Here is an 8,347-nt window from a genome sequence, read left to right on the forward strand (position 1 = left end):
CTCAGCCCGGAGATTGGGTTGTTATTGAATCTCCAGCGTTTTATGGTGCGCTACAGGCCATAGAGCGCCTGCGTTTAAAAGCTATTGCTATTACCACGCACCCGCAAAATGGGATGGATCTCGATGCGCTTGAGCAGGTCATCAGCCAGTACCCGATCAAGGCATGCTGGTTAATGACACACTTCCAGAATCCGCTTGGTAGCACCATGTCCTGGCCTCAGAAAAAACGGCTGGTGGCGCTGCTGCAACAGAATAATATTTCGCTGATTGAAGATGATGTTTATGGCGAGTTGTACTTCGGTGCGGAGCGCCCCTTGCCAGCCAAAGCCCTCGACCAACACCGCCAAATTTTGCATTGTTCCTCTTTTTCGAAATGTCTGGCTCCGGGGTTTCGAGTGGGTTGGGTGGCGGCGGGGGAACATGCGCAGCGGGTGCAACATCTGCAATTGATGAGTACTGTTTCGGCCAGTGTTCCGACTCAGTTGGCGATTGCCGATTACCTCAGCCAAGGGGGATACGACACTCATCTGCGCCGGTTGCGCCGTATTATGGAACAGCGGCTAAATGCGCTACGCCAGGCGGTGGTTGAGCACTTTCCCAAGAATGTCAAAATCAGCCATCCATCTGGAGGTTACTTCCTGTGGCTGGAATTAGAGCCACCTTTCAATGCCAGCGAGTTGTACCAGCGTGCGTTAGCGCAGGGCGTCAGTATTGCGCCGGGACGGATGTTTACCACCGGCAACCAGTTTGATCACTGTTTTCGCCTCAATGCTTCATTTGCCTGGTCGGACCAAAGCGAAAAAGCCATCCGAATTCTGGCTATACTGATAACTCAATTGACCCGTGGTGTTGATAACCGCTCGCGTTAACCCCGCTATTTCCCCTCTTTAATTGGTTAATACTGATGGCTCCAGAAAACGGGGCCATAACCACATGATCTTCTGTTGAACTCACGGCCTTATTTTTTGTTTTTTTTATGCATAAACGGCTTTGCCCATCCCTTAATTCTCCTTTTTCAGTAGCAGAAACGCACTTTATTGATGCACTGACTGCTCATTTATAGGGCGCGAAGAATCTTTAGTGTTATTTTTATGTTGCAAAAGTGTGATCTGATAGAGCAAAAATCAATATTGGTTTCCAATGCATACAATTTCGAAACAAACCTACCTAATTGGTCACTTTACTCATCAAAATACAGTATGAATGCGCACGATTTGCATAGTTATGCATTTTAAAACTTTGTTTTAATGGAAATTATACATTTTATTCACATTGCGAACGGTATGGCACGAAAGCTGCTCTACACTTTATATCAGGTGAATATATTTCATTCTTTATTGTTAACAGAATAAGAGATTGTTGTCGGGCGGCAGGGGGCTCCTAACAATAAGCTTCTCAAACAACAAGTCTCTCAAACCCTTATTTACGCTGATTAAAGAGGCCACTATGGAACAGCCAATCCCGGTTACCCGACAGTCTTTTGATGAATGGATAGTCCCAACATATGCTCCAGCAGATTTTATCGTGGTGCGCGGCGAAGGGGCATTACTGTGGGATCAACAGGGCAAATCTTATATCGATTTTGCGGGAGGGATTGCCGTCAATGCCTTGGGACATGGGCATCCGGCTGTAAAAGCTGCATTGATTGAGCAAGCGGACAAAGTATGGCATTTGGGCAATGGCTATACCAATGAACCGGTATTGCGTCTGGCAAAACAACTGATTGATGCCACCTTCGCCGAAAAAGTATTTTTCTGTAATTCAGGGGCTGAAGCCAATGAAGCCGCACTGAAATTGGCGCGTAAATATGCCTTGGATAACTTTGCTAATAAACCGGGACAACAGGGCGAAAAGAACCAGATTGTTGCCTTTAGAAACGCGTTTCATGGCCGGACACTGTTCACCGTTTCAGCGGGAGGCCAGCCTAAATATTCGCAGGATTTTGCTCCGCTGCCGGGGGGAATTAGCCACGGAATTTTCAATGATTTGGCCTCGGCCGAAGCCCTTATTACCGATCAAACCTGTGCGGTGATTGTTGAGCCGATTCAGGGCGAGGGCGGTGTTTTACCTGCCGATAGCGAGTTCTTGCATGGCTTGCGCGCATTGTGTGATCGCCATAATGCGTTACTGATTTTTGATGAAGTACAAACCGGTGTTGGCCGTACCGGTGAATTGTATGCCTACATGCACTATGGCGTCACCCCTGATGTCCTGACCAGCGCCAAAGCACTTGGAGGCGGGTTCCCAATAGCCGCTATGCTGACGACCACAAAATATGCCAGCGCACTGAATGTCGGCAGTCACGGGACAACTTATGGCGGTAACCCATTAGCCTGTGCGGTGGCGGGCACTGTTTTATCTCTCATCAATACACCAGCTGTATTGTCGGGCGTGAAAGAGCGGCACCAATGGTTCCTGGAGGGGTTGGCAGATATCAATGCACGTTATAAGGTTTTCGCCGAAATACGCGGGCGTGGGTTGCTGATTGGTTGTGTGCTGAACAGTGATTATGCCGGCAAATCCAAAGATATCATTCAGGCTGCCGCTCAACATGGGTTAATCGCCTTGATTGCTGGCCCCGATGTTGTCCGCTTTGCACCATCACTGATTATTTCTCAGCACGATATTAAACAGGGCTTGGCCCGACTTGCTATGGGTATTGAGCAGGTCTGTCGTAAGGCGAAGCCGTAACACATCAGCCGTAATACATCAGCCGTAATACTTCGGCAGTCAGCAAGGACCTTGAATATGATGAGAGTTCGCCCGGTAGAGCGCCGTGATTTAGCCGATATTCTGGAGTTGGCTGGGAAAACTGGCGTTGGCATGACCTCACTGCCACAAAATGAGCAACATCTCGCCGCCAGAATTGAGCGCGCATTAAATACCTGGCAAGGTTCTTTGGCTGCGGGTGATCAAGGTTACCTGTTCGTCTTAGAAGACACTGAGCGAGAGAAAGTCGTGGGCGTCAGTGCTATAGAAGTGGCTGTTGGGATGAATGACCCTTGGTATAACTTCCGCGTGGGAACACTGGTTCATGCCTCTAAAACCCTCAATGTGTACAAATCAGTGCCGACGCTATTTTTGAGCAATGATCACACTGGTTATAGCGAACTCTGCACACTGTTTCTTGACCCTGAATATCGTAAAGATAAAAACGGCCCTTTTTTATCGAAAGTTCGTTTTTTGTTTATCGCCGCATTTCGCCAGCACTTCTCGCGTAAATTGATTGCTGAGATGCGTGGTTACACCGATGAACAAGGCCGTTCACCATTTTGGGAAAATGTCGGTCGTCATTTTTTCTCTATCGAATTTGCTAAAGCCGATTACCTGAGTGGAACGGGGCAAAAAGCGTTTATTGCTGAACTGATGCCGAAACACCCGCTGTATGTAGATTTTTTAGCAGAAGAAGCCCGTGCGGTGATAGGCCAGGTTCATCCTCACACCGCACCTGCTCGCGCGGTTCTGGAGACTGAAGGCCTGCAATATCAGGGATATGTCGATATTTTTGATGGTGGGCCGACATTGGAAGCCAACACCGACGAAGTGCGGGCGGTGCGCGATAGCAGCCAGCGAAAAGTGGTTATTGATGATATTGACATTGACCCAAGTGGCAGCGCTTATTTAGTGGCCAATGACCGTTACCAAGATTTTCGTTCCATATTAATTAACACCCATCTATCAGACGAACTTCTGCATTTAACCACTGACAATGCAGCGGCATTGGGTGTTGTGGCGGGGGATGTGGTTCGGATAATCAGCCTTTTTGCACCGGAGACCAAAAAATGACCCATGATGCACTGTTTATTCAGGGGGAATGGCGCACCGGTAAAGGTGCCCATTTCGATAAATATGACCCCATGGATCAGCAATTATTGTGGCAAGCGCGAGCGGCTGATAGCACGGATGTCGCCGCAGCTTGCCGTGCCGCGCGCGATGCTTTCCCCGCTTGGGCTAGAAAGCCACTGGAACAACGAGTGGCGATTATTCAGCGTTTTGCCGTATTGCTCGAACAAAATAAGCAGAAATTGGCACGAACGATTAGCCTGGAAACCAGCAAACCAGAATGGGAAGCCCTGACAGAAGTGCAGGCGATGGTGGGCAAAGTGGCTATTTCGTTGCAAGCCTATCAAACCAGAACCGGTAGCAGTCAAACGCCGATGGCGGACGCTATCTCAGTGCTGCGGCACCGGCCACATGGCGTATTGGCAGTTTTTGGCCCTTATAACTTTCCCGGACATCTCCCCAATGGACATATTGTTCCTGCTTTGTTAGCGGGCAATACCGTGGTGTTCAAACCCAGTGAACTGACCCCGGCGACCGCTGAGGAAACCGTCAAGTTATGGCAGTTGGCAGGCATTCCTGATGGTGTGCTCAATTTAGTTCAGGGGGGGCGTGAAACAGGCGAAGCACTCGCGGCTCAACCTGACATTGATGGCTTGCTGTTTACCGGCAGTGCCAATACCGGCTACCACTTGCACCGGCAACTGGCTGGCCAGCCGGAGAAAATTCTGGCGCTGGAGATGGGGGGCAATAATGCCCTGATTGTTGAGCAGGTCAAAGACTGTGATGCAGCGGTCAACCTCGCGATTCAGTCAGCTTTTATCTCTGCCGGTCAGCGTTGTACCTGCTCGCGCCGCCTGTTAGTTAAAAGTGGCGCTGAAGGCGATGCATTCTTACGCCGTTTTGTTGCGGTGAGTAAAGCGCTGCGTATTGGGCGCTGGGATAGTCAACCAGCTCCTTTTATGGGGGCGGTGATTTCATCTCAAGCGGCTGAAAAAATGCTGGCAGCACAGCAACATTTGCTGGCATTAGGGGGGGAAGCCTTATTAACCATGACCCGACCTGACAGCCAAAGTGCGGTTTTGACCCCCGGTATCATTGATATCACCGGTATCAGCGAGGTGCCTGATGAAGAGTATTTTGGCCCGCTAGTGAGTGTTATTCGCTACACCGATTTTAGCCAGGCACTAAAAATAGCCAATCAGACCCGATTTGGTTTAGCCATTGGCTTGGTTTCAGCAGACAGGCAACAGTTTGAACAACTGCTATTGGAAGCCCGTGCGGGTATTGTTAACTGGAATAAACCTTTGACCGGAGCCTCCAGTACGGCGCCATTTGGCGGGGTTGGGGCTTCGGGGAATCATCGGCCAAGTGCGTTTTATGCCGCAGATTATTGTGCCTGGCCCATGGCATCACTCGAAAGTGAAAGTCTGACACTCCCCGCAACCTTGTCGCCGGGGATTTCTTTCGATTTACCCGATTAGCCCATTTACCCGATTAGCTCATAGGTGCGAACGGAGAATACCATGGCAGGATATGAAGTTAACTTCGATGGATTGGTTGGACTGACACATCACTATGCCGGATTGTCTTTTGGCAATGAGGCCTCCACCAAGCATCAAAATACACTCTCCAACCCTAGACTGGCGGCAAAGCAGGGTTTGCTCAAAATGAAAGCGCTGGCCGATTTAGGTTATAAACAGGGGATTCTGCCACCGCAGGAACGTCCTGCAATACGTGTTCTACGCCAGTTGGGTTTCAGTGGCTCAGATGAACAAGTATTAAGTGAAGTGGCGCGCAAATCGCCGCGGTTATTGTCGGCGGTCAGCTCCGCCTCATCAATGTGGACCGCGAATGCTGCAACAGTATCGCCTTCCGCTGACAGCGCTGACGGGCGAGTTCATTTTACCGTTGCAAATTTAAATAATAAATTTCATCGCGCCATCGAGGCAGAGACAACCTCAGCAATATTAAAAAGCATTTTTAATAATCACCGTCACTTTGTTCACCACGATGCATTGCCTTCTGTTGAGCTATTTGGTGATGAGGGTGCAGCGAATCATAATCGCCTAGGGGGAGAGTATGACCGCCCGGCGATTCAGGTATTTGTTTATGGCCGTCAAGGGCTTGAAAGTGGGGCAATGCCCAGCCGATATCCTGCACGCCAAACGTTAGAAGCTAGCGAAGCCGTGGCACGCTTGCACATGTTAGATCCTGAACGCACTGTTTTTGTACAACAAAATCCGGCGGTGATCGACCAAGGTGTGTTCCACAATGATGTTATCGCGGTCAGTAATCAAAACGTGTTATTCCACCACCAACATGCCTTCGTGCCCGATATCCAGGTAATGGAAAACCTACGTCGCAAAATGGGGCGTATTGAGCAACAACTGTTGACCATTGAAGTGCCCGCCGCACAAGTTTCTGTCGCGCAAGCAGTATCGAGCTATCTGTTTAACAGCCAGTTACTGAGTAAACCCAATGGTAAGATGCTGCTGATTATTCCACAAGAGTCCCAGGAATGTCCGGCGGTGTGGGGGTATCTGTCTGAGCTGATAAATAGCGGCGGTCCGATTGATGAGGTCCGGGTCTTTGACCTGCGCGAAAGTATGCACAATGGTGGTGGTCCGGCCTGCCTACGGCTACGTGTTGCGCTCAATGACACTGAGTTAGCGGCAGTAAATAGCAGAGTGATGATGACTCCCGCTTTGTTTGTTGCGCTGAATAATTGGGTCGACCAGCACTATCGCGATCGTTTGAAATTCAAAGACTTGGCTGACCCACAATTGTTAAAAGAGGGGCGACAAGCATTGGATGAGTTGACCAAGATACTCAACTTGGGTTCGATATACCCGTTCCAGCGTCATTAACAGCAATATCAAGCAGCGAACGGTAGACGCCATGAGAAGGTATAAGCAAATGGAAGGGGCGATGATGTTAGATTTTCTGTCGGTTACCCTATCGGGTCATCCACCGCAAGTCACCCATGGTGAAACACCAAACCTTAAATGGCAATGGCGGGATGAAGGGATATTGATGCTCATCCCCCACGGAACTTATTCGCAATCAGTGGTGCTTTCGGCCGGTATCCATGGCAATGAAACTGCCCCGATTGAGATTCTGAACCAATTAGTCTCTGATTTATTAGCTAGTCAGCTGCCATTAGCAGTGCGTTTGTTAGTGATATTAGGTAATCCGCCAGCTATCAGAGCCGGGGAGCGCTATCTCACCTCAGACATCAATCGCATGTTTGGTGGGCGTTATAAAGATCATTTACCCGCTGATGAGGCAAGACGGGCTGAAATTCTCGAACAAAATGTCGGGGAGTTCTTTGCAACTGGCTCGCACTCTTTACGTTTACATTATGATTTACATACGGCCATTCGGGGTTCACATCATAGTCGATTTGGTTTGTTACCTTACCGGACAACGCCTTACTGCGCGGCAATGTTACGTTGGCTAAACGACAGTGAGTTAGAGGCTTTAGTCATGCACACCGCGGCGGGGGGAACCTTTGCACATTTTAGTAGCGAGTTTTATCAGGCGGCAAGTTGCACGCTGGAATTAGGTAAAGCGCTACCCTTTGGGGAAAATCAGCTCGAACAGTTTAGTCCGATCACTGAGGGTTTACGTGCATTGGTCAGCGGAGAGCAATTGCCTACTCGATCTACCGAGCCAATGATATTTTATCGTGTCGTGAAATCACTCCTAAAGCAACATGCTGATTTTAAACTGTGGGTGGCGGATGACACGGTAAACTTCACTCGTTATCCGCAAGGAACATTGATGACAGAACAGCTCAATGAGCATTATCGCGTTGAGCATGAGTATGAGTGGATCTTGTTTCCCAATCCGCGAGTTGCGTTGGGATTGCGTGCAGGCATCATGTTAGTGCAAATGGATGAGAATGAGTTACCACAAGTATAAGTAAGGCTATACCCTAAATAATTCGAGTTGCAGGAAGGCGGCAATAGAGTAAATCCCCAGGAGCTTACATAAGTAAGTGACTGGGGTGAACTAAAGCAGCCAACGCACATGCAGCTTGAAGTATGACAGGTATATATGACTAATACCGCTCTGGATAGTAACTTAAGTTAATATCACCACAGGGCGTTTTACTTAAGCTAAATTTAAAGAGATATATCTCTTTGGGTATGTAAAAAAGTGACTTCCCAACATCAATAGTTCATTTTCTCTGCATTAAATTAAAAAATATCTTATTTAATTTTATATCACTCATCTGCCATTTGATAAAATCTATCTAATTAACGACGATCTAAAACCACACTTTTCATAAACCTATTAATGCTATTTATACTTTGCTCTTTTCTTTGTTGCACCAAATAGGATATTCATCCTTGATTATTTGTATTTTAAATAGTCGATAAATGGCTTTGGATATATAAAAAATAGATTATAAGTGTGATATCCACTCCATTCTACAAATCTAACTACTCAAAAGAACAAAAAAGAAACAAATTGAAATGACTTTGCACCTAAATGGTGCTATTGCACTGTTTTGGTTATATCTAATTACCTAAAAACACAGTTAATCAACGAGTTATGG

At 47.9% G+C, this 8,347-nt stretch carries 6 protein-coding genes; all 6 read left to right on the forward strand.

Translation table 11 applies throughout. The features are described 5' to 3' along the window. Window positions 1–869: PLP-dependent aminotransferase family protein (locus tag ACNSO8_RS00535; protein WP_418393502.1), on the forward strand; the 869-nt coding region annotated here is incomplete at its 5' end. A 577-nt stretch (window positions 870–1,446) separates the two neighbouring features. After that, window positions 1,447–2,691: an aspartate aminotransferase family protein gene (locus ACNSO8_RS00540; protein WP_418393503.1), complete on the forward strand. Its 1,245-nt coding sequence runs from the start codon at window positions 1,447–1,449 to the stop codon at window positions 2,689–2,691. Window positions 2,692–2,748: 57 nt separating this feature from the next. After that, window positions 2,749–3,786, forward strand: a complete 1,038-nt coding sequence (astA, locus tag ACNSO8_RS00545) for an arginine N-succinyltransferase (protein WP_418393504.1) — start codon at window positions 2,749–2,751, stop codon at window positions 3,784–3,786. Continuing rightward, the gene (gene astD, locus ACNSO8_RS00550) at window positions 3,783–5,264 is read left to right on the forward strand and encodes a succinylglutamate-semialdehyde dehydrogenase (protein WP_418393505.1); all 1,482 of its coding nucleotides are present in this window, start codon (window positions 3,783–3,785) and stop codon (window positions 5,262–5,264) included. The genes astA and astD overlap by 4 nt, the downstream gene beginning before the upstream one ends. A gap of 42 nt (window positions 5,265–5,306) precedes the next feature. Beyond that, window positions 5,307–6,650: an N-succinylarginine dihydrolase gene (gene astB, locus ACNSO8_RS00555; RefSeq protein ID WP_418393506.1), complete on the forward strand. Its 1,344-nt coding sequence runs from the start codon at window positions 5,307–5,309 to the stop codon at window positions 6,648–6,650. Window positions 6,651–6,714: 64 nt separating this feature from the next. Then, on the forward strand, window positions 6,715–7,707 hold the full coding sequence (astE, locus tag ACNSO8_RS00560) for a succinylglutamate desuccinylase (protein ID WP_418393507.1): 993 nt from the start codon (window positions 6,715–6,717) through the stop codon (window positions 7,705–7,707). Window positions 7,708–8,347: the final 640 nt, after the last annotated feature.

It is taken from the genome of Yersinia sp. LJYL362 (genome assembly GCF_048323875.1).

Bases quoted from the DNA above. Each gene is read 5' to 3' on its own strand.
- astD (WP_418393505.1), top strand. From the start codon at position 3,783: ATGACCCATGATGCACTGTTTATTCAGGGGGAATGGCGCACCGGTAAA.
- astE (WP_418393507.1), top strand. From the start codon at position 6,715: ATGTTAGATTTTCTGTCGGTTACCCTATCGGGTCATCCACCGCAAGTC.
- astB (WP_418393506.1), top strand. From the start codon at position 5,307: ATGGCAGGATATGAAGTTAACTTCGATGGATTGGTTGGACTGACACAT.
- astA (WP_418393504.1), top strand. From the start codon at position 2,749: ATGATGAGAGTTCGCCCGGTAGAGCGCCGTGATTTAGCCGATATTCTG.
- ACNSO8_RS00540 (WP_418393503.1), top strand. From the start codon at position 1,447: ATGGAACAGCCAATCCCGGTTACCCGACAGTCTTTTGATGAATGGATA.